The following is a 22,199-nucleotide window of genomic DNA, read 5'->3' as shown; positions in this document are numbered from 1 at the left end:
TAACACAACACTTATCACTTTTTGAGAATCTGGTAATCGGTAGAAATTCAGCCGTGAACGGTACTGCCGTATGGACTTATAAAGCAGAAGAGATGCAGATAGAAAAAGTAGAGTACGTTAACATGCGTCCGACGATAGCGGGCCTCGGCGCGGGATGTATTTCTGCCCGGGCCGGCATTCACGCTATTCAGATCTCTCAAGGGTGAAGGTGATCCTGTGGCAAGGCGCCCGTCCAACGATACCAGTTCGCGTCCGGTCTCCATGGCCGACGTCGCCCGCGCTGCTGGCGTTTCGCAGCAGACGGTTTCGCGCGTCGCCAACGGCTTGCCCAACGTTAACGAACAGACGCGCCGGCGCGTGCAGGCCGCTATGCAAGAGCTTGGCTTTCGTCCGAGTTATGCCGGTCGCTCGCTGCGTGACGGCCGTTACCATTCGGTCGGGCTGTGCGTCAACGATGTCACCAAGTTTGGGAACCTCTCAATGATCGACGGCATCGCCAGCGCAGCTCGCGAGCATAATTGCGCCATCACGCTGGTCGAGATGTCCAAGACCGAGGAGTTTTCGCTTGCCGAGGCCACGCGTCGTATGGCCGCGCTGCCCGTGGACGGTATCATCATCGGCATGAGTCGCATGGCGCCCGATTTTGAGACGTTCGATCCGTTGCCGGGCATTGGAACGGTCATCGTTACCATGTACGCGCATCCGCGCGTGACCACGGTCGATTCCGACCATTACGGCTGCTCGCTATTGCTTATGGATCACCTGTTTGAGCTGGGGCACGAGCAGATTCGCTATATTGGCGGCCCGTCGTTCTCGGTCGACGAGCAATTTCGTCGCGCCGGTTGGCAAGATACACTCGAGCGTAAACACATCGAGACGGTAGAGCCACTCGAGGGCGACTGGTCTGCCAACAGCGGCTACGAGGCCGCTCGGTACTTGGCTGAGCACGACCGCACCATGACGGCGATTTACGCGGCAAACGACCAGATGGCAAACGGCGCCATTGCCGCGCTGCGCGATAGCGGCTTGCGCGTGCCCGAGGACGTGAGCGTGGTGGGCGTCGACGATTCGCTCGACGACTTTGTCGCACATAACGAGCTCACGACCGTTCGATTCGATCTGCATCAGCGCGGGCGCGAGGTGTTCGAGCGCGCAGTTCCCAAGGCGGGGGCATCGGACAAAACCGTCGCCATTCGTATTCCCGGTCAGCTCATCGTTCGACACACCACGGCAGCGCCGCGCGCATAGTTTTCGCAGGTCAACGGCTCGGCGTTGCATATCAATAACAATCGGTAAGGATGCCGGCAGATAGCCGTGACTATGAAGGCGAGTGTTATGATAGACGGGTTCTTTTGTCTATCTAGGAGGCTTTGCCTGATGGAGATCACCAAGGATATCCGCTACGTTGGCGTCGACGATCACGACATTGACCTGTTCGAGGGCCAGTACGATGTGTCCGAGAACGGTATGGCATACAACAGCTACGTTATCTTGGGCGAAAAGATTGCTGTCGCCGATTCAGTCGACGGCGGTTTTGTCGACGAGTGGCTCGGTAACATCGAAGCCGTGCTCGACGGTCGCACGCCCGATTACCTGGTCGTTCACCATATGGAGCCCGATCACTCCGCCGGCATCGCCGCCTTTATGGAGCGCTATCCCCAGGCACAGATTGTGGCCAGCATGGGCGCCTTCCGCATGATGGTCAACTACTTTGGCACCGACTACCCCGAGCGCAAGATGGTCGTCAAAGAGGGCGACGTGCTCGATCTGGGCGGTCACAGCCTAACGTTTGTCGGCGCCCCCAACGTTCACTGGCCCGAGGTGATCTTCTCCTACGAGTCTACCGACAAGGTGCTCTTTAGTGCCGACGGCTTTGGCAAGTTTGGCGCTAACGACATCGAGGATCCCGAGGGTTGGGCTTGCGAGGCTCGCCGCTACTACTTTGGCATCGTTGGTAAGTTCGGCAAGTTCGTGCAGGCCGTGCTCAAGAAGGCCGCTGATCTGGACATCCAGATCATCTGCCCGCTCCACGGCCCCGTGCTGACCGAGAACCTGGGCTACTACCTCGACACCTACAACACCTGGTCGAGCTATCAGCCCGAGGACGAGGGCATCACCATTGCCTACGCGAGCGTCTACGGCCATCTGAAGGCTGCCGTTGAGGAGCTTGCATCTGCGCTTGAGGCTCGCGGCCAGAAGGTTTCCGTCTTTGACCTGGCTCGCGACGACATGGCCGAGGCCGTTGAGGACGCGTTCCGCTATGACCGTCTGGTGCTCGCCTCCATCACCTATCAGGGCGAGATCTTCCCGTTTATGAGCACCTTCATCCACACGCTCGCCGAGCATGCCTACCAGAACCGCACCGTGGCGCTCGTCGAGGCCGGTTCCTGGGCACCTGCCGCCGCTAAGGTTATGACCAAGGAGCTCGAGGGTATGAAAGACATCACGCTGACGCAGAATAAGGTGACCGTCCTGGGTTCGCTCAACGACGCCTCGCGCGCTCAGATCGAGGTTCTCGCCGACGAGCTGTCCAAGTAGCGACACATTCACTTCTGATGCTCAACCACCACAAAGGAGACCTTTGTGGTGGTTTTTGTTTAAGCGCCGGCGATGACGAGATTTGGGCGGGTGTCGTCGGCGATCTCGGCGATTGAGATGGCGACGGCGTGATCGGGGTCACGGTCCATTACGATGGCGTTGACGTCGGTCAGCTCGGCAAAGCGGTACATGCCTCGTCCGTTAACCTTGCTGTTGTCCATGAGGGCGACGCTTTGACGGGCGGCACCGACCATAGCCGCTTTGGTCTCGGCCATCTGGGGAAAGTCGGTGGTAAAGCCGCAGCCGGGAACGAAAGCGCCAGGGCACATGACGGCAAGATCGGCGTGGACCATTTGGAGCGCCTGCATGGTAAGTGGGCCGTACAAATAGCGATGGCCTTTGCGCAGTGCCCCGCCCAGCATGACGACATCGACTGAGGGCATGCTCTCGTCGATGTAATCGGCAATGGTAATGTCGGCCGTGATGACGGTGATGCCATCGCGCTGGTCGAGCAGGCGGACAAACTCGAGCGCTGTGGTGCCCGAGTCTACGAGCAGGGTGTCACCGTTGCCGACGAGTTCAATGGCGCTTTGCGCGATGGCCTGCTTGGCGGCGACATTGACGTTGATGCGGCGATCCTGGGTGGATACGGTCAGTCGCTTCTGGAGCGACACAGCGCCACCATGCGTGCGGCGCAGCTTGCCGGATTCGGCGAGGGCGTCCAGGTCGGCACGGGCGGTGACGGAGGACACGCCAAAGGTCTGGGCGATTTCTGCCACTTGCACCGAGGCGTTATGTTCGAGCATCTCCATGATGGCGGCACGCCGCTCATCGGCGAAAGCTCGGGTTGTTGCATAGGCCATATCCGCTCCATCATCGTCTGATATTTGCAGGAATTGTGTTGAGTCTATTTTCGTTCATTTTCTTTTTAAGTAAGAAAACGCCTTTCGATTACTTACTTTTTCTATAAAAGAAAGACGTTTAACGCCCAAAATTCAATATCGAACACGCCCACTCAGCTCCAATTCCTTCCGTTTACTTTTCAAAAGCGACTGTATTGACCTGCATGGGCTCAATATCTCGCACATGCATACCCGCTGAATTTCATACAATGAGCGCAGTAAAACGCAAGGTAAAACGCCTTGCGGACACGTACGCCCGATGTCCAGATGCGGGCGAGGGAGAGGAGCAAACGCTCATGGCACTTGTTACCACCGAAAAGATGCTCAAGGACGCCCAGGCCGGCCACTACGCCGTCGGCGCGTTCAACGTCGAGAACCTCGAGTTTGTTATGGCCGTTCTGGCTGCTGCCGAGGAGACCAAGTCCCCCGTCATCATGCAGACCACCCCGGGCACCATCAAGACCGCTGGTCTGGACTACTTCTACGGCATGGTCAAGGCTGCCGCCGAGCGCGCTTCCGTGCCCGTTGCCCTGCACCTCGATCACGGCGATGGCTATGACCGCTGCATGCAGGCTTTCCGCACGGGCTACACCTCCGTCATGATCGACGGTTCGCACGAGTCCTTCGAGGACAACATTGCCCTGACCAAGTCCGTCGCCGACGCTGGCCGCGCCATGGGCGTGCCCGTCGAGGCCGAGCTCGGCAAGGTCGGCGGTAAGGAGGACGACGGTCCCGCGGTTGAGGGCGAGAGCCCCTACACCGATCCTGCCGAGGCCAAGGAGTTTGTTGAGCGCACCGGCTGCACCTCGCTGGCCATTGGCGTTGGCACCAGCCACGGCGTGTACACGAGCGATCCTCACATCGAGCAGTCCGTGGTCAAGGCCATTCGCGACGCCGTCGACGTGCCGCTGGTTCTGCACGGTACCTCCGGTGTGCCCGATGAGCAGGTTGCCGAGGCCGTGAAGAACGGCATCTGCAAGGTCAACTACGCCACCGAGCTGCGTCAGGCCTACACCAAGGGCTTCATGGCCTACATGGCCGAGAACCCCGCTTGCTTCGATCCTAAGAAGCCGGCCAAGGAGGGCATGCGTGAGATCACCGAGCTGGTTAAGATCCGCATGACCAACCTCAACTCTGTGGGCAAGGCAGAGTAACAGCAAGGGTACTCCGACTCGCTACATATCCCGGGGAGGGACGAGGGCTTAGTTCCCCAATCTTTCCGCAGGGGGCAAAAAGCCTCGCCGCACGAAGTGCGCAGCGAGGCTTTTTGCATGCCCGAGGACGATTGGGGAACTAAGCCCTCGTCCCTCCCAGGTTGACCTACTCGAGGTCGTCGCCCTTGTGGCGTTAGGGCGGAAAATAATAAGAAGCCTTCGCGCTGCGGAATGATTTTGGAAACTAAGTACGGGGACCCGCCCAAGCCGTTCTGCTCAATCGCCCTTGTGGTGTTGGGACTGAAAGGGTGGGACGCGTGGGTTATTTGGTTGTTAGGGTTAGTAGGTCGTTGGGGGTTTTGAGGTTGTAGGTGGCGTTTGGGATATCTTGGTGTGATCCCCATGCTGCTCGGGCAAAACTGACCCCTGCTGAAGTTGCGCATTGTTCGTCGTAGACGGTGTCGCCAACGTAGACGACGTTGCCAGGATTCGCGCCCGCACGTCGGAGATATTCGAGCATGGGTGCGGGTGCGGGTTTATGTTCGGTTGTGTCTTCGACAAGGATGATGTGCTCAAAATACTTATCGAAACCAAGGGGTGCAATTTCTTTTGCGTATTCGTCGCGCGCACGTGAGGAGACGATACCAAGTTTGCAGCCGCTATCGGCGAGTGTTGCGATGACTTCAAGCAAACCTGGAAACACGCTGATGGTGCTTTTAAAGCTGGCGGCAACTTGGCACCAGCGATCCAACGTTGCCTGCGAGTAGATCCCAAGTTTCTCAAGGGCATCCTTGCCGGGTATGCCGAGGGCAAAGTCAAGCTCGTGTCGGGGAAGCGTTTTGCTGGTCTCTTCTTGGACAATCTGGACAAGCGATGACAGAACGCTTTCTTCTGTATCTGCCAATGTCCCATCAACGTCAAATACGATATGGTCAAAGTGCTTCATATGATTGCTCCTCTCTGTTGTTTGCCTGCAAGTTTGATGCAGTGACAGAAGAAGGGCTAGCGGGATTTCTGCCTGGTGCTATCGAGATTCTGCCTCGCTGCTCGATAGCTCGAAGGAGTGCACCCCATTTGTTCTTTAAATACCTGGCCAAGATGGCTTGCTGTTATAAATCCGCATTGGCGCGCGACTGTCTGTACCGTTCGCGTGGTGTGTGCCAAAAGTTCGCAAGCACGGTTTATGCGGTATGCGCGTAGATATGCCGCCGGGGTCGTTCCTGCACAAGTTTCGATAATGCGGTAACACTCTCTTTCGCTTACGCCGGCTGCAGATGCCATCTGGGGCACATCTATAGCGGCTGCATAGTTTGCGCGGATAAAGTCCAGGATTGCCTTGAGCTGTACGTCGCGGCTGGTCATCCAAGAGGCGCCGTCGGAAGAAAAGAGCGGTTCGGTCTTGGCGTTAATCTGAATCCAGAGCTCTGACAAACTATTTCGAAGCGCCATCTCGTTCTGCGGCCGTTGAAGGTCGTGGCTAAAGGAGCTCTTCAGCAAATCGATAAAGGGCATATCGTCGGGATTGGTGGGCGACCATTTGAGCACATCGACGCCTCGACATTGCAGTAAAGGATTGATATAGCGCTTTTGAAGGCGTCCCGCGGGATCGCCGAGCATCGACGGCTGAAAGATATGCAACATTTGAATGGCTGGTGCCGAATTGGGTGATTGCAGCGTGCTGTGCAAAACGCCGCCGTTGATAAAGCCGGCGGACCCTTCCTCAAAGCGTACGTGCTCATGAGCCGCGTGCGTTCGATAGTCAATCGCTCCCTGCTCCATGTAGAAAAGCTCAACTTCGGAATGCCAGTGCCAGGGGACGGAATTGCCCGGATAGCGAGCGAATTCTGCGCGTTCGGCAATATAGGGCCAGTCTTCGGCGGTCTCGGGAAACGCTTCCTCGCGTCCTCCGCGGTGCAATTCTATGTGATCCATGTTTCGCATGGCATCAGTATAAAGCGCGATGGGCTTAGATTGCTCTTGCCTGTTCGGGGAACGCCTTGTCTAGGGATGCTTGGAGCTTTTCGAAGGATGCTCGTAAGTTGAGGCTCTGATCGGCTGAGCGCTTGGTTTTTGTGGTGGGGGAGTCGAGGAGGCCGTTTCTCTGTGTCGGGGGGAAGGAGAAAAGGTTTGCATGTTTTAGGGATGGCTGCTGTGCTGCGTCATTGGAAGAATGCATGCTTATGCGGCCTCCTCGATATCCACCAAAAGGATGCGCTCGGGGTTTGCTGCTAGGTCCCGTGCGCTGGCTACATTATGCCGCGGCTGCCGCAAAGAAGCGCTAAAGAAAGGCTTAACCTGGTTTGGTGTTACGATGAAACTGCAGGTCAGAGGTATCGAGTAACACTCTTGAAAGGTTTTGAGCTTAAGGGCTTTCTAAGGTTTGTGACGTGGATGTGGCGCGGACGTGCGTAGCGTGTGAATGCTCGCTGTTAGCGCTGCGGCTCTGTGGCGCGCACCTGCTCGATGACCTTTTCCATCGTGGCGTCGATGCGGTCTTTTTTGAGTTCGCATTCCCAGATGGTTATGGGCGTCCAGCCCATTTGAGTGAGCGCTGCCACAGCAGCACGGTCGCGCTCGACGTTGCGACGGAACTTTGCCTCCCAAAACTCAACGTTGCGCTTGGGCTGGCTTGGGTTGCACTTGGGGCAGCGGTGCCAAAAGCAACCGTTGACGAAGATGGCGATCTTGCGGCCGGGGAAGGCGATGTCGGGCTTGCCGGGTACCTTCCATTCCAAGCGATAACCCGTAAGGCCCGCTGCGCGCAGGCGCTGGCGAACGAGCAGCTCGGGTTTGGTGTTTGCACGCTTGTTGCCCTTCATGGACTTTTTGATGGCGGCGCGACGGCGCACCAGTTCGCGCTCGTCGGCGGAAAGGTCCGAGGTATCGATGCCGTCGAGCAGACCGGGCTTGGGACGCTTTTTGCTGCGGCGTTTAGGTGCGCGCTTGGGTTTGGTGGCGGGTTTGTCGGTTGTGTTGGGCGCGGCGTCATCGGCGGAGCTTGCCTCAAGCCGATCTTCCTTTAACTCAATCAGAGCATCAATGAGCCCCTTGTCGGCGGGCATCCATTCCACCGTGGCAAGCGAGGTGCGTGGAATCCAGCGGATATCAAGCTGGCGGTCGTGTTTCTGGGGCTCATCGGATTCATCGGCGAGCGAGCAGTAGTAACACTCCATGGAGAGATGAAAATCGGGGTAGTCATACTCAACGGTGTAGAAATCACGCAGGTTGGTGACTTTTACCTGTAGCTCTTCCATAAGCTCGCGGCGCACGGCGTCTTCGGGTGTCTCGCCGCGCAGAAGTTTGCCGCCCGGGAACTCCCATAGTCCCTGCATGTTGCCGTAGCCGCGCTGCACGGCAAGCAGCTCGTCAGATCCTTCCTTGCGAATGATCCCAGCGGCAACATGAACAGTCTTCAACAGGAGCCCTCTCTCAACATCAACACATGGCAGACTACGCTTACCTTACGCAACGGTAAGGCAAGCGTAAGCCATATCGATGGTAGCCGACTCGGCTCCTTGCGACTATAGATGCCGTAGACTAATCGCAAGAAAGGACTCGGTATGCAAACCACGCACATGGCGACCCCGGTACTGGAGGTCGCGCATCTCGAAAAGGTATATGGAGCACTGGGCAACGTGACCCGCGCGCTCAACGATGTCAGCTTTACCGTCAACCGCGGCGAATTCGTCGGCATCATGGGCGCCTCGGGCTCGGGCAAGTCGACGTTGCTCAACTGCGTGTCGACCATCGATAGCGCCACGAGTGGCACCATCCGCATCAACGGCCAGGACGTGACGCGCATGAAGCAGGCCAAGCTTTCGCAGTTCCGCCGCGAGGAGCTGGGCTTTATCTTCCAGGACTCCAACCTACTCGATACGCTCACGGCACGCGAGAACATCGCCCTGCCGCTCACCATCGCCCGCACAAACTCGGCAGAGATCTCGACCCGCGTGCAGGATGTGGCCGCGCGCCTGTCTATCAGTCAGGTGCTCGACAAGTATCCCTACCAGATGTCCGGCGGCCAGCAGCAGCGCGTTGCCGCGGCTCGCGCGCTCGTCACCGACCCCACTATGATCATGGCCGACGAGCCCACCGGCGCCCTCGATTCCAAGAGCGCCCGCCTGCTGCTCGAGAGCCTGGAGGCCCTCAACCGCCGCCTGCGCGCCACGGTGCTCATGGTCACGCACGACAGCTTTGCTGCCAGCTACACGAGCCGTGTGCTGTTTATTCGCGACGGCAAGATCTTCACCGAGCTGCGCCGCGGCGACACCGACCGCCGAGAGTTCTTCGACCGCATTATGGAGGTCGTTGCCATGATGGGCGGTGAAGGCTCCGATGCTCTGTAAACTCGCTTGGGGCAACGTCCGCCGCGCCGGCCGCGACTACCTCGTCTACTTGCTGACGCTCACCCTGGGTGTCACGGTCTTCTATGCCTTCAATACCGTCTCGATGCAGGTCGACATTGCCGGCATCAAGGAGGAGGGACTGTCCGAGCTCATGGGCAGCATGCTCGGTTACCTGACGTACTTTTTGGCCGGCGTCATGGCCTTTTTGATGGTGTATGCCAACAACTTCATCATGAAGCGCCGCAAAAAGGAGTTCGGCCTGTACCAGGTGCTCGGCATGCGCCGCGGGCGCGTCGCCACGATCATGGCGCTCGAGACCGTGATCGTTTCGGTCGGCGCCTTTGTCGCCGGCATTGTGCTGGGCGTGGGGCTCTCCCAGCTCATGACATTCTTTACGGCCTCGCTCTTTAAGACACAGATCGCTAATTTCCACTTCTTTTTCTCGGTGCATGCGTTCAACCTGACCCTTGCCTGCATGCTCGTGATGTTTGCGCTTACGCTACTGCTGAACCTTCGCGCCGTGCGCCGTACCAAGCTCATCGAGCTTATGGGCGCCGAGCGGCGCAACGAGAGCATCAAGACGCGCAACCCCTGGATTGCGATCGCCATCTTTGTCGTGGGCGTGGTGCTGGTGGGCGTGGCCTATTACCGCCTGTTGCGCGATGGGTTCCCGCTCACCGCGACGGAGGGTAAGCTGCAGGAGGCCATGAACCAGTTTGGTATCACCACGGCCATGGTTACGGTGGGTACCTTTGCCCTGTTCTGGGGCCTTTCGGGCATGCTTATCAAGCTGCTGCAGAGCCTGCGCAGCGTGTATTGGCGCGGCCTCAACATGTTTACCGTGCGCCAGCTTGCGGCCAAGGTCAACACGGTGTGCTTTTCGATGGGCGTTATCGCGATGATCCTGTTTCTGGCCATTACCTCGGTGACCTGCGGTATGTCGATCGCCAACGTGATGAACGAAAACCTCGAGCGCTATACGCCGGCGGATATGACGCAGACGTATATCTATTACATGCCCGATAGGCTCGACTACTACAAGGAGTATGTCAATCCTTCCGAGGCCGATCGCATGGTGCTGGCAGACGCAACGGTCGATTTGTACTCTGCATGGCACGGTGACCGTATCGATCCCGATAACGTTGCGGAAAGTATCAAGGGCAAGTCGGCAGATAATGGCAACGAGGCCGGAAAGAAGGTCAATATCGCCGACGTTGCCGGCGAGCATGTGCAGATTGATTCGTATCTGAGCTATACGCTTGGCGGCTCGGATCCTTCGGTGACGGCGGGCGAGATGTGCAAGGCCATGGGCGAAAAGCTCCCCAAGGCGCTCGAGGGTAGCAATGCCGATGATATGGGCCTGTTTGTGACGCCGGCGAGCCAGTACAACAAACTGCGCCAGATGATGGGCGAGGAGCCGGTGAACATTGGCCGCGACCAGTACTTGCTTACGTGCGATATGGGCGGCGAGTTGGGCGACCTGTACACCAAGTACATGGCTGGGGGCCATACCCTCACCTTGGGCGGACATGAGCTCAAGCCCGCAGCCGATAAGTCGGACGAGGACACGGCTGCCATCGCCAACTCGGCACTCGGCAGCAATCCCGGTACCGTGGTCGTAGCCGACGAGCTGCTGTCCCAGCTTAACCTGCAGCCGTATTCCAGTAATCTGCTCGTTAACTACAAGCAGGGGATGGATGTGACCAAGGCAGACGAGAGCATTAAATACACCATGCTCGACAATCTGCTCGTTGACGGCAAGGAGCCGGGGTCGTGGGGAATCTTCATGACACGCTCCGAGATCTATACGCAGGCGGCGCAGATGAACGGCATGATTAGCTATCTAGCCATCTATATTGGCTTTGTACTGGTCGTTGCATGTGCGGCAATTCTGTCGATCCAGCAGCTCTCCAATGTGGCCGACGGAAGCCGCAGCTATCGCGTGCTGGCGCAGATCGGCTGTGACGACCGCCAGATTCGCCATTCGGTGATGGCGCAGCAAGCGGTGTTCTTCCTGTTCCCGCTGGCAGTGGGTCTGGCGCACTCCTTTGTGGCGCTCAAGGTGATCATCGAGCTGGTGAGCACGTTTGGCAACATGAGCATCGGCGGCACGGTGGGCCTTACCTGTGCGATTTTCTTGGCAGCCTACGGCGGCTACTTCCTGGTAACGTACCTCATGAGTACCGGCATGGTGCGAGCAGCCATCGCCACCCGCTACAGCGAGTAGCGAGCGGGCAAAACCGCCGCATAACCACAGCGAACAAACGCCGCGAAGGGAGCCGGGCCCCCTTCGCGGCGGTTTTTTGCCCGCCTGATGCATCTCAAAACTAAGTGAGTAGACTTTTTTGGATCTGCCGAGCACATCGCGGCAAGTGCTCAATAAAACCGCAGGTCAGGGCGGTGGTGTTTTGGGGCGTGCTCGGCATCCCGCCAAAAGCCTACTCACTTGGTTTTACTGCTAGAAAACCGCCGCGAGGGAAAGTAGCTCCCTCGCGGCGGTTTTGGCATTTGCCCAGATAAAACCTGCCAAAATAAACCTGTCCCTTTTTGGTAGGTTATCGTTTCCAAAAGTGGAGGATCAGGGTCGTACGGTTTTGCTGCTCGGTTTTGACCAGGATGTTGTGGATGTGGGTCTTGACGGTGCCCACGGCAAGGAAGAGCTCGTCAGCGATCTCTTGGTTCGATTTGCCCAGTACGACCAGACGCATAACTTCGGTCTCACGGTTGGAGAGCTTGTAGGCGTTGCGATAGAAGGGCATCTGCTCTTCGATGTGTCGATCAAGATCGCTGACGTTCTTTTCCTCGGGCGCCTCCTGCATGCGAATCGAAAGCACGTGATAGGCGTAGATAATGAGCAGGATCGCAAAGTAACACGCAAAGATGTTCTCGCTAAAGTTGCGCTCGGATAGGTACAGCTGCAGCCAGGAGGGCGCCAAGCTCATGGGGACCACCAGAATGTTGTAGAAATCCTCGGCAACGATGCAACCGACCAGAATAGCGCCGATAATCAGGTGCTTTTGTTGGTTGTTGACACGTGCCTTCAGCTCGACTTGTGTGCTCTTGCGTGCCGTCCAAAAGATATATAGCCCCACGAAAACAAGGAATACCTGACGCATCGTGTAGTAGAGCCATTGATGAATGGGGCCGTAGGGGACAGCGACGATAATCAGCAGCTCGCTCAGCAAGAACGTTGCGACGGGAATGACAAACTGCTTTTTTGAATGCTTGTCGAGCAAATCCATGGCAATGAGCCAAATAAAAGCCTGCGAAGCGGTCGCCACAAAGGTCCGCAACACAGGCATGGTAATTGAGTAATAGTCGCTGGCTGGAAAACTCTGGTTTTGCAGCGTGTATTCAAAAAAGAAAATCTCGGTCATCTCGATGGCATAGCAGATAAATACGCCGCTGCCATAGATAAAGAAGCGTCGACGGGACGAGGCATAGGCGGCAAGCGAGAGCACCGCCGTCACAATACAGATCACGAGTATCGCTAGGGTATAGAAGAACATCAGGGTGTTCATCTGTCACCGTCCCATCTCATTTATTCTATGGCCGAGTTCTGTATACCTTGTGGGATATAGACGTCTCAACCCTTCGTTTCATTGTGGATTAGGCGCCGAGATACAGCATAGCCGTATACCGTTCGTGGTTCTAGATGGTAAACCCCCTGTAAACTCTTGACCTGCGGGTTTATATTGGTTTAGAGGGGGTGTAACTCCGTGAACGGTCTTTAATCCCGAATAAACTAGGTAAAAATTGCATACGGGTGAATGATGGTCTTGTCAACACGAGGCGTGATGTTCGAGCGCCTCATAGTAATAGTCGGCAAGACCGGCGGAAAGGAAATCGACATGGCACTGCCTAAGGATTTCATCGACACCAACGACTTCACCAAAGAGCAGATCCTGGCTATCGAGGATCTTGGCCTGGCAATGAAGAAGGCCATCAAGGTTGACGGTTATTATCCGCACCTGCTCCGCAACAAGAGCCTTGGCATGATCTTCCAGCAGGTCTCCACCCGCACTCGTCTTTCCTTCGAGACCGCTATGACCGACCTCGGCGGCCATGCTCAGTTCTATGGCCCTGGCACCATCCAGCTCGGCGGTCACGAGTCCCTGGGCGACACCGCTCGCGTCATGGGCGACCTGCTCGACATCATGATGGCTCGCGTTGACCGTCACAAGGACGTCGTCGGCCTCGCCGAGGGCTCCGCTGTGCCCGTCATCAACGGCATGTCCGAGTTCAACCATCCCACGCAGGAGATGGGCGACCTCATGACCATGCTCGAGAACCTCCCCGAGGGCAAGAAGATCGAGGACTGCACCCTGGCCTTCATCGGCGACGCCACCCAGGTCTGCGTCTCCCTCATGTTCATCGCTTCCAAGGTCGGCATGAAGTTTGTCCAGTTTGGACCTAAGGGCCACCAGATCCCCGACGGCGGCCTGCACGTTGGCACCGTCGAGGAGCGCGCCGAGTTCGGCAAGCAGATGATGGCCATCGCCGAGGAGAATTGCAAGGTCTCCGGCGGCTCGGTCGTCATCTCCGACGACATCGAGTGCATCAAGGGCGCCGACTTCATCTACACCGACGTGTGGTATGGCCTGTACGACGAGGAGGTCTCGGGCGAGAACTACATGGACGTGTTCTATCCCAAGTATCAGGTCACCATGGACATGATGAACTTCGCCGGCCCCAACTCCAAGTTCATGCACTGCCTGCCGGCCACCCGCAACGAGGAGGTCGTCGACGAGGTCATGGACGATCCCGAGCGCTCCCTGTGCTGGGTCGAGGCCGAGAACCGCAAGCACTCCATCCGTGCTCTCCTTGCCGCCCTGGGCAAGCGCACCCCGCTCAACGACGAGGGTGTCGAGTACTCCGCCAAGGCTGAGCTCCACGCCGCTCTCGAGGCTCTCGAGCAGCTCTAAGCCTCAAGGCTTCTAAAAGCACGTTTGCGGGCGGCGGATGCTCGTCTCCTGTCGCCCGCTCACCGAGGCCCAAGCAATTGCCTTAATACCTTAGGGCCTCGGATCTGTCCAAGACTGAGCGAAGGAGCTCATCATGAGCGACGGAAAGAAAAAGCTTTCCTTCTTGACGGTCATTTCGACCATCATCTGCGTCGTCTTCGTTTGCGAGGCCGCCGCTCCTGCTGCTGCCATTGGCAACCAGCAGTTCTTCTGGTGGATCTTCCTGATCCTGACCTTCCTGCTTCCCTACGGCATGGTTGTTGCCGAGCTCGGTACCACCTATGACGGCGAGGGCGGCATTTACGACTGGGTACGCGATGGTCTGGGCGACAAGTGGGGCGCTCGCATTTCGTACTACTACTGGGTTAACTACCCGCTGTGGATCGCCTCGCTGGCTACCATGTTCCCCGACATTTTGGGCATGGTCTTTGGCGTCGAGTTCAACTTGATCGCCAAGATGGGTATCGATCTTGCCTTTGTGTGGATCGTCTACCTCATGGGCCGCTCCAAGGCGGCCGACTCCGAGTGGGTTCTGAACGGTGGCGCCATCATCAAGGTTGCCGTCGCCGTTATCGTTGGCGCTCTGGGCATTTGGTATGCCATGGAGAACGGTTTTGCGAACGACATGTCCGCTGCCACCTTCCTGCCCGAGCTCACCAACACCAACGCTCTCGGCTACCTGTCGATCATCATCTTTAACTTCATGGGCTTCGAGGTCATCTGCACCATGACCGACGACATGGCCGATCCCGCTCGCGATATCCCCAAGGCTATCATCGTCGGTGGCCTGTCCATCGCCGTGATCTACCTGTTCGCTGGCTTTGGCATCGGCGCTGCGGTGCCGGCCGATTCCATCGACCCCGACTACGGCATGATCGTCGCAGTCCAGACCATGGTGGGCGACTCCATGATCTTCAAGGTCATCTGCATCGCCTTCCTGATCACCCTGTTCGCCAACATGGCCGCCTGGTCCTTCGGCGTCAACTCCGTCGCCCGCTACGCTGCCGAGCACGGCAACATGCCCAAGGTCTTCGCCTCGATGATCTCGGATGACGACATGCCCAACGGCGCCAACCTGGTCAACGCCATCGTTGCCTCCCTGGTGCTGTGCCTGCAGCTCGTACCCATCGACGCCATCTCCAACGGTGTCTTCTGGATGCTCTTCGGCACCTCCGTCGTCTTCCTGCTGCTGACCTACATCCCGATGTTCCCGGCGTTCCTCAACCTTCGCAAGAACGACCCCAACCGCGAGCGTATCTTCACGTTCCCGTTTAAGGGCGCCATGATGAAGGTCATGCTGGCCATCCCTTGCATCGAGCTGATCCTGGCCATCGTTGCAACGCTGGTGCCGCTCTCTGCCGCTGAAATTGGCGACAAGCTCCCGATGATCGTTATCTTCATCGTGCTTCTGCTCATCGGCGAGGTTGTCCGCGTCGTCAGCGCCAAGGGCCGCGAGACCGAGTACAAGGGCCTCACTCCCGAGCTGGCAGCTCAGCGTCTCGCTGAGGAGGCCGCCGAGGCCGAGGAGAACTAGAGCACCCGGTTCTGGGGCTCCAACCCTCCTCGCGTACCAACGTGCGCTTCGTCGGGCTTGTCGCTCCCGACTCCGGGCACTCTAGCCTCTTCGGAGACGTGCCCAAGCGACAGGTTTGCTAACCATTCCCCGGGGTGGGTGTGAGCGATAGCTCCGGTAACCACCGCCCACCCCAATCTCTCTTCCGTATCCTTCGTGCGTTTTGTCTCCGCGCACTTGGTTACGTCGTCGCTTGCCGGTGCGATTCCGTGAAAACCGGCGTCGGGCGCCCCGACCTTTGCCGAGGAACGGGCGCCTACCATCTCTTGGTTTTAGGCTGCGGGCAACCCGCCCGCGGCAAGCGATCGTTCGATTTGGAGGAAATCTTATGCGTACGATCACCGAGTCCGAGTCCACCCCCAAGGCCGACGGCTTCTTTATGCCCGCTGAGTTCGCCCCGCAGGATCGCGTGTGGATGGGTTGGCCCCACCGCACCGACACCTGGGCCCACGGCGCCAAGCCGGCTCAGAAGCAGTATGCCGCCATCGCCCGCGCCATCGCCGAGTTCACCCCGGTTACCATGTGCGCCAACCAGGTCGACTATGCCAACTGCAAGGCCGTCTTCGAGGAGGACGAGAACGTCACCGTCATCGAGATGACCACCGACGACGCCTGGTTCCGCGACACCGCCGCCACCTACGTCATCAACGGCAAGGGCGAGAAGCGCGCCAACCACTGGCACTTCAACGCTTACGGTGGCCTTGTGGATGGCCTCTATTTCCCGTGGGACAAGGACGAGCAGATCGCCCTTAAGATGGCTGAGCTCTCCGGCTGCCGTCGCTATCGTCCCGATGACATGATCCTCGAGGGCGGCTCCATCACCGTCGACGGCGAGGGCACCCTTGTCGTGACCGACCAGTGCCTGCTTTCCCCGGGCCGCACCTGCTCTGCGGTTCTGGAGGAGGAAGAGGATCCCGAGTCCATCTGGCCCAAGTTCCACAAGAAGTTTGAGCCCTGGAGCGAGGAGCTTCGCGCCTATATGGACGAGCACCTCAAGGATTACCTGGGTGTCGAGAAGGTCATCTGGGTCAAGGAGGGCATCGACCCCGAGGAGACCAACGGCCACATCGATGACGTCGCCACGTTCATCGCTCCGGGCGTCATGGCCTGCATCTGGACCGACGATCCCGAGTATCCGTTCTACGAGCAGTGCCACGCTGCCTACGAGACCCTCTCCAACGCCGTTGACGCTAAGGGCCGCAAGATGAAGGTCTACAAGCTCTGCATGCCCGTGAACCCGCTGTTCATGGACCAGGCTTCCTGCGACACCATCGACGCCGACGAGAACGCCGAGCCGCGCGTCCCCGACGAGCCGCTGATCGCCTCTTACATGAACTACCTGGTCACCAACCACGGCGTTATCGTCCCGCAGTACGGCGACGAGAACGACCAGCTGGCCGTCGACACGCTCCAGAAGATCTACGACGAGGTCTGGGGCGAGGGCGTCTACAAGTGCGTCGGCGTCCAGTCCGAGCAGGTCGTCTTCGGTGGCGGCAACATCCACTGCATTACCCAGCAGGAGCCCTCGGCGTAACTCAGGCACGCCACCTTGGCGTTCACTCGTCGCTTACGTAGCGTCAGTACGCTACGCTCCTCGTTCGCGCCAATCTGGCGCACCTGAGCACGCCGAGTAAACGTCTGACTTTCCGAGCCGTGATGCTTCGGGAACCCAGCCGATCAATCGGACGGTCGGTGAATCGGACCATCTCGGGGCATTGATGGTCGGTTTATTCGATGTCTTGGTCGGTTGGGTTTTTCTTTGGGCACTCCGTTGCCTCCACTTCGGAGTGCCCTTTTCTTTGATTGAGTACGCGTCTGGCCTGGGATTTTTTGCGGGTTAGGCCAATTGTTCGCTTGAATTTCCCAGGTCAGACGCGTCTTCAATTGCCGAAAGTTATCGGTCGTGAACGCGGCCGTTTTGATCGGAGTATCTATGTACCAGCGTATCGTTATCTACACGCGCCTGTTCCGCGAGCGTTGGTCCAACAAATGCATCCTCTCCTCTCTCTGGGATGGCACCTGCACCGGTGACGCGGCCTGCAACCCTACCTTGGGCTGCGCCTTCGGTACAGATGCCATCCTTTTTGCTGTAGGGGGCGCGCGCCATGGCAGGTAAAAAGTTCTCCCTGATCGAGGTCATCCTTTCGGTTATCTGCGTCGTGTTTACCATCGAGGCGGCGGCTCCGGCATCTGCCATGGGTAACGTACAGTTCTTCTGGTGGATTTTCCTTATCATTACGTTTTTGCTTCCCTATGGTCTGGTGGTGGCCGAGCTGGGTACGGCGTTTGATTCCGAGGGCGGCCTGTACGATTGGGTTCGCTTGGGCCTGGGCGACCGTTGGGGCGCCCGTTGCTCTTGGTGCTACTGGGTTAACTTTCCGCTGTGGGTGGCAAGTATCGCCTGCATGTTCCCCAGTGTCATTAATGCGGTGTGGGGTATCGAGTTTTCACTCGGGATCCGAATTGCCATCGAGATTGCCTTTGTGTGGGGCGTCACGGTCATGGCAATGCAGCCGGTGGCGGAGGCCGATTGGGTTATGGACGGCGGCGCCGTCATCAAGGTGCTCATTACCGCTGCGGTGGGAATCGTCGGCATTTGGTTTGCCTGCAATAACGGCTTTGCCAACGACATGTCGTTTAAGACCTTCATTCCAGATCTGGGCGACACCAATTCGTTGACGTACCTATCGATTATCCTGTTCAACTTTATGGGCTTCGAAGTGGTCGCGACCTTTGCCAGCACGATGAAGAACCCGTCGCGTGATATCCCCAAGGCGGTTATTGCCGGTGGCGTGGCCATTGCGGCGATCTACATCATCTGTGGCATTGGCATTGGAGCCGCGGTTCCCACCGAGCAGCTTTCACTCGATTCGGGCATTGTGGACGCAGTCGCCGCTATGGTGGGGCGCACCCACCCGCTGACGATGGTCGTGGGCGTGGCCTTTTTGGTGACGCTGTTCGCCAATATGATCTGCTGGAGCTTTGGCGTCAACAACGTAGCGAGCTATGCCGCACGTCACGGCAACATGCCGCGCCCCTTTGCGCTGGTGTCCAAAAAGACCGGCATGCCCAACGGCTCGGCGCTCATTAACGGCTGTTTTGCCAGTCTGGTGCTGCTGCTCCAGATTCCGCTGGGTGAGGGTTCCGACGTCTTTTGGGTCTTCTTCTCGATGAACGTCGTCTTTCTGCTCATGAGCTATATTCCCATGTTCCCAGCGTTTTGGCGTCTGCGCAAGCACGATAATCGCTCGCGTGTGTTCCGTGCGCCTTTCGAGGGCAAGGTGCTCGCGGTGGCGCTTGCGATTCCCGTGGTGGAGCTCGTGCTTTCGATTGTTGCTACGATTGTGCCGCTCAACAGCTCACCTGCCGAGATGGCAAAGTTGCCGATTCTCGCGGGCGTAGTGATTGGCCTGTTATTGGGCGAGGTTTCGCGCCTCATATCGCGCCGCGGCCGAAGCGTCGACAATCCCGGCGTTGGTGCACGGGGGTCAGGTTACTTTGCACCAAAACAGTAAGCGCCGCGAGTTACGCAGCGCTTGGTGCATCTTGGATTACTGTTCGCGGTGCTCGGGATCGGAAACGAGCTTAGGCGCAAAGTAGGGGACGTGGCCCAGGTACGGGCGGCTGTCCGAACGCTCCTCGGCGATGCAGGGGACCTCATCGTAAGTAAGTGAGTCGCTCAGGTGGGCGATGGCCTTGGCGGCAGGAGCGACGAGCATCTTGAGCGGTGCGATAGGCGCCATGGCATCTCCTTTCCTGTATGCGACCCGTGCTTTGGCGCGAATGTATATGCCGCAAGTCTAGCATCCCGCCCAGGAGAGCTTCAAACCACCACAAAGGGGACAGGCACCTTTGTGGTGGTTTTGGCGTTTGCCCAGATGAAACCCGCCAAAATGAACCGGTCACCAGGAGAGGAAATGGCGTTGGGCGAGAATTTGGTTTGTTAAATAGGGTCCCGACCTGGGCTACTTATAGATTGTGGAAAACTCTATTGTCAGATTATGGCGAATGCTGCTGTAGGATTATGACATGCGCTACTACAGCCTATGGCAACGTACCTCATGAGCGCCGGCATGGTGCGAGTTGCCATCGCCACTCGCTACAGCGAGTAGCAGGCGGGCAAAACCACCGCAAAACCGTCGCAAAACCGCGATGAACAACCGCCGCGAAGGGGGACGGGCCCCTTTCGCGGCGGTTTTTTGCCTGCCTGGTGCGTCTCGGATGCAAGTGAGTAGACTTTTTGGGATCTGCCGAGCACATCGCGACAAACGCTCGATAAAACCGCAGGCCAGAGCTGCGGCGTTTTGGGGTGTGCTCGGGATCCCGCCAAAAGCCTACTCACTTGGTTTTCACGGTTAGTAAACCGCCGCGAGGGAAAGCAGCTCCCCCGCGGCGGTCTTAACGTTCGCCCAGATAAAACCTGTCACCACAAGGGGGATGGGCGCCTTTTGTGGTGGTTTTGGTACTTGCTTAGCGGGTTAGCCCTGCGTGTCGCCTCCGTACATGTAGACGATAAAACCGTCGCCGGTGTCTTGACTGTGATCCTCCAGGATGCGCTTCATGTTGAGGTGCTCGTAGAACTGCCAGTCGGAGTTGCAGTCGCTCATCAGGAAGAACTTGGTGCAGCCTGCCTTGGCGAGCTCGGCGCGCGCAAGGTCGATAAGCGCGCGGCCGAGCCCCTTGCCCTGCCACTCGGGCACGATGATGATCAGGTTGAGCTGGCCCTGGGCATACTCGTTGCCTGTGGCGGCAAAGCGATCCGCCGTGGCCTTTTCGCGACTGTCGCCGAAGAGCGAGCCCTCGAGCTTGGCGTCGGCAGCCTTTGCCATTTCGGTTGCCTGGGCGAGCATCTCGTTGTAGCAGGACTCCCACGTGGGGTTGGTGCGCGGCTTGCCGTCCTCGAAGATGCCGATGCAGCAGGCGGCGATAATGCGGCCCTCGGCCTCGGCGACAAGCGCGATAGGTGAGCGTTGCAGCTGCATAGCGATGTTAAAGCGCGCGCAGAAATCGGCAGCTTCGACGTCGCCGCGGTTGCGCAGCGTGTTGCACCACAGCTGGTTGTAGATGGCGGCGATGCCGGTCAGGTCGTCGAGCGTGGCGGCGCGCAGGGTTACGTTGTCAAGGCTCATGAAGGCTCCTTCCAAGTTGGGTCAGGCCACCTCTGAGTGTGACATGGACGCAGGGCGGCCGCATCAATCATTCGGCAGGCGAGCCCCGATCCCTCGGGGACGGAGGAAAAGGGGTCACGAGTGAGGATTTTCGGACGCTTGCCCGACGAGAGTGGATAATCTCCCACTTTGAGCGCGAACATGGGCCAAAAACGGGAGATTATCCACTCTCGTGGTGAGCGGGCCCTTGTGTCGATTCATTCCCTTTTTAGTAGGCTGTGCTTGCACTTTAGCGTGCGACAGCGGATAATGCCGAGCACTCGACAATACGCTTTTTGCTCTCTCTATAGATTGAGGAGGCCCCTATGGCCATGGATTTCAAACGTAGGCTGCCGATCCCCATGGAGATCCGCGAGGAAATGCCGCTTTCCGCCGAGCTTACCGCTAAGAAGCAGGCATTCGACGCCGAGGTCGCCAAGGTCTTTACCGGCGAGGACGCGCGCAAGGTGCTCATCATCGGCCCATGCTCTGCCGATCGGGAGGATTCGGTCCTCGAGTACATGAACCGCCTGGCCAAAACCGCCGAGGAGGTCAAGGACAAGCTCATCATCATCCCGCGTGTCTACACCAACAAGCCGCGCACCAAGGGTACCGGCTACAAGGGTCTACTGCACAATCCCGACCCCGAGGCGCCCGATGACCTGCTCGAGGGCGTCAAGGCCATTCGCCACATGCACCTGCGCGTCATCGAGGAGACCGGCTTCTTTACCGCCGACGAGATGCTCTACCCCTCTAACTATCAGTACCTTGTCGATCTGCTGAGCTACGTCGCTGTGGGCGCGCGCTCGGTCGAGAACCAGGAGCACCGTCTGGTGTCGAGCGGCATTTCGGTGCCGGTGGGCATGAAGAACCCCACTGCCGGCTCCACCACCGTCATGCTCAACTCCATCTACGCCGCTCAGGCGCATCAGAGTTTCATCTTCCGCAACTGGGAGGTCGAGTGCGACGGCAATCCGCTCGCGCACGCCGTTATGCGTGGCTACATCGGTCTCGATGGGCGCACCTACCCCAACTACCACTACGAGCACCTCGAGCGCCTGGCCGAGCGCTATACCGAGCACGCCGGCTATGCCAATCCGGCAGCGGTCATCGACTGCAACCACGACAACTCGGGCAAGCGTCCGCTGGAGCAGTATCGCATTTGCAAGGAGGTGCTCGACAGCTGCCGCCGCAACGAAGCCATTTCAAGGCTGGTCAAGGGCTTTATGATCGAGTCCTACCTTGAGGACGGCAACCAGCCGGTCGACGGCGGTGTCTTTGGCAAGTCGATCACCGATCCGTGCCTGGGCTGGGAAAAGACCGACTACCTCATTCACGAGATCGCGGAGCGGGTTTAGTTACGCGGGTTTTCGCTGGCTCTGCCAAGACATCGGCGGTCCCGTTGCTGCCGGGCACTCATTGGGGACAGACTTAAATGAGTGCTCGCAGAATGAGAGTGGATAATCTCCCGTTTTTAAGTAGTCGTTGGGGACGTTCTTGTTTGACTGGTCGTTTAAGAACGTCCCCAATGACTACCCTGTTGGCCTTTTCCAGGCCCTGTGGGCAAAAAATGGC

Annotated in this window: 18 protein-coding genes; 11 read left to right on the top strand and 7 right to left on the bottom strand. The window is 58.2% G+C overall.

Going from position 1 to position 22,199, the window contains the following annotated elements:
- Positions 1–261: 261 nt before the first annotated feature.
- Together DW850_RS00495 and DW850_RS00490 are read left to right on the top strand one after the other, a co-directional pair.
- On the top strand, positions 262–1,248 hold the full coding sequence (locus tag DW850_RS00495; protein ID WP_117785933.1) for a LacI family DNA-binding transcriptional regulator: 987 nt from the start codon (positions 262–264) through the stop codon (positions 1,246–1,248).
- A gap of 129 nt (positions 1,249–1,377) precedes the next feature.
- Positions 1,378–2,538, top strand: coding sequence for an FprA family A-type flavoprotein (locus tag DW850_RS00490; protein ID WP_233540576.1), 1,161 nt, complete (start codon positions 1,378–1,380; stop codon positions 2,536–2,538).
- Between the two features lie 59 nt (positions 2,539–2,597).
- Here the strand turns inward: DW850_RS00490 and DW850_RS00485 are convergent, their stop codons facing one another.
- Positions 2,598–3,401 (bottom strand): DeoR/GlpR family DNA-binding transcription regulator, encoded by an 804-nt coding sequence (locus DW850_RS00485; protein ID WP_117785931.1) that lies wholly within the window; start codon positions 3,399–3,401, stop codon positions 2,598–2,600.
- 335 nt (positions 3,402–3,736) lie between these two features.
- On the opposite strand from DW850_RS00485, the gene DW850_RS00480 reads away from it, so the two are divergent.
- Positions 3,737–4,594, top strand: coding sequence for a class II fructose-bisphosphate aldolase (locus DW850_RS00480; RefSeq protein WP_022095149.1), 858 nt, complete (start codon positions 3,737–3,739; stop codon positions 4,592–4,594).
- 322 nt (positions 4,595–4,916) lie between these two features.
- Here DW850_RS00480 and DW850_RS00475 read toward each other — a convergent pair whose 3' ends face one another.
- From DW850_RS00475 to vsr, 3 genes are all read right to left on the bottom strand, one after another.
- The gene (locus DW850_RS00475) at positions 4,917–5,540 is read right to left on the bottom strand and encodes an HAD family hydrolase (RefSeq protein WP_089572377.1); all 624 of its coding nucleotides are present in this window, start codon (positions 5,538–5,540) and stop codon (positions 4,917–4,919) included.
- Between the two features lie 56 nt (positions 5,541–5,596).
- The gene (locus DW850_RS00470) at positions 5,597–6,526 is read right to left on the bottom strand and encodes an AraC family transcriptional regulator (protein ID WP_158565200.1); all 930 of its coding nucleotides are present in this window, start codon (positions 6,524–6,526) and stop codon (positions 5,597–5,599) included.
- Positions 6,527–7,023: 497 nt separating this feature from the next.
- Entirely contained in the window at positions 7,024–8,010 is a 987-nt protein-coding gene (gene vsr, locus DW850_RS10325) for a DNA mismatch endonuclease Vsr (RefSeq protein ID WP_233514497.1), read from the bottom strand.
- A gap of 144 nt (positions 8,011–8,154) precedes the next feature.
- On the opposite strand from vsr, the gene DW850_RS00455 reads away from it, so the two are divergent.
- Positions 8,155–8,940, top strand: a complete 786-nt coding sequence (locus DW850_RS00455; RefSeq protein ID WP_006234847.1) for an ABC transporter ATP-binding protein — start codon at positions 8,155–8,157, stop codon at positions 8,938–8,940.
- Entirely contained in the window at positions 8,930–11,167 is a 2,238-nt protein-coding gene (locus tag DW850_RS00450; RefSeq protein WP_117785929.1) for an FtsX-like permease family protein, read from the top strand. The genes DW850_RS00455 and DW850_RS00450 overlap by 11 nt, the downstream gene beginning before the upstream one ends.
- 328 nt (positions 11,168–11,495) lie before the next feature.
- Here the strand turns inward: DW850_RS00450 and DW850_RS00445 are convergent, their stop codons facing one another.
- Complete coding sequence (locus DW850_RS00445) at positions 11,496–12,461, bottom strand: response regulator transcription factor (protein ID WP_117654943.1); 966 nt, start codon at positions 12,459–12,461, stop codon at positions 11,496–11,498.
- 330 nt (positions 12,462–12,791) lie between these two features.
- Between DW850_RS00445 and ptcA the strand changes: the two genes are divergently transcribed.
- The 5 genes from ptcA (at position 12,792) to DW850_RS00415 (ending at position 18,992) form a co-directional block, all read left to right on the top strand.
- Positions 12,792–13,865: a putrescine carbamoyltransferase gene (gene ptcA, locus DW850_RS00440; RefSeq protein WP_117776864.1), complete on the top strand. Its 1,074-nt coding sequence runs from the start codon at positions 12,792–12,794 to the stop codon at positions 13,863–13,865.
- Positions 13,866–13,998: 133 nt separating this feature from the next.
- Positions 13,999–15,438: an APC family permease gene (locus tag DW850_RS00435; RefSeq protein WP_117785928.1), complete on the top strand. Its 1,440-nt coding sequence runs from the start codon at positions 13,999–14,001 to the stop codon at positions 15,436–15,438.
- 367 nt (positions 15,439–15,805) lie between these two features.
- Entirely contained in the window at positions 15,806–17,011 is a 1,206-nt protein-coding gene (locus DW850_RS00425) for an agmatine deiminase family protein (RefSeq protein WP_089572369.1), read from the top strand.
- Between the two features lie 399 nt (positions 17,012–17,410).
- On the top strand, positions 17,411–17,593 hold the full coding sequence (locus DW850_RS00420; protein WP_117637033.1) for a hypothetical protein: 183 nt from the start codon (positions 17,411–17,413) through the stop codon (positions 17,591–17,593).
- Positions 17,583–18,992 (top strand): APC family permease, encoded by a 1,410-nt coding sequence (locus tag DW850_RS00415; RefSeq protein WP_117776867.1) that lies wholly within the window; start codon positions 17,583–17,585, stop codon positions 18,990–18,992. The genes DW850_RS00420 and DW850_RS00415 overlap by 11 nt, the downstream gene beginning before the upstream one ends.
- Positions 18,993–19,028: 36 nt before the next feature.
- On the opposite strand, the gene DW850_RS00410 is transcribed toward DW850_RS00415, so the two are convergent.
- Positions 19,029–19,220, bottom strand: coding sequence for a hypothetical protein (locus DW850_RS00410; RefSeq protein WP_117564706.1), 192 nt, complete (start codon positions 19,218–19,220; stop codon positions 19,029–19,031).
- 735 nt (positions 19,221–19,955) lie between these two features.
- Positions 19,956–20,606 carry a GNAT family N-acetyltransferase gene (locus DW850_RS00405; RefSeq protein WP_117716324.1) on the bottom strand — a complete coding sequence of 217 codons (651 nt, stop codon included), beginning with the start codon at positions 20,604–20,606 and terminating at the stop codon, positions 19,956–19,958.
- A gap of 344 nt (positions 20,607–20,950) precedes the next feature.
- On the opposite strand from DW850_RS00405, the gene DW850_RS00400 reads away from it, so the two are divergent.
- The gene (locus DW850_RS00400) at positions 20,951–21,982 is read left to right on the top strand and encodes a 3-deoxy-7-phosphoheptulonate synthase (protein WP_117564710.1); all 1,032 of its coding nucleotides are present in this window, start codon (positions 20,951–20,953) and stop codon (positions 21,980–21,982) included.
- The last annotated feature ends 217 nt before the right edge of the window (positions 21,983–22,199 follow it).

The organism is Collinsella sp. AM36-4AA (assembly GCF_003467795.1).
Lineage (GTDB): Bacteria > Actinomycetota > Coriobacteriia > Coriobacteriales > Coriobacteriaceae > Collinsella.
This window is presented reverse-complemented; position numbering and strand designations above follow the sequence as displayed.